Source organism: Candidatus Protochlamydia sp. R18 (genome assembly GCF_000648255.1).
GTDB lineage: Bacteria > Chlamydiota > Chlamydiia > Chlamydiales > Parachlamydiaceae > Protochlamydia > Protochlamydia amoebophila.
This window is the reverse complement of sequence record NZ_BASL01000101.1, coordinates 1-287: the sequence shown is the minus strand read 5'-3', so window position 1 is coordinate 287 and position 287 is coordinate 1. Positions and strand designations below refer to the sequence as shown.

Genomic DNA, 287 nt, shown 5'->3' with positions numbered 1-287 from the left:
CCTGCATCGGTGAGTTTCCAGCATCCCGTCAGATTTAAATGCTGTAAAGCTACTAAGGGTGTCAAATGAGCTAACCCTGCATCCGTGAGATTCTGGCAACTGCTCAGATTTAGATGCTGCAAGGCCGTTAAGGGTGTCAAATGGGCTAATCCTGCATCCGTGAGATTCTGGCAACTGCTCAGATTTAGATGCTGCAAAGCTACTAAAGGTTTCAAATGGGCTAATCCTGCATACGTGAGATTATATCTACTCAGATTTAGATGCTGCAAGGCCGTTAAGGGTGTCAA

The 287-nt window shown here is 45.6% G+C and carries 1 pseudogene; it reads right to left on the bottom strand.

What is annotated here, in order from left to right:
* Positions 1-287: pseudogene (locus TY19_RS00035) on the bottom strand (hypothetical protein); the annotation flags it as partial.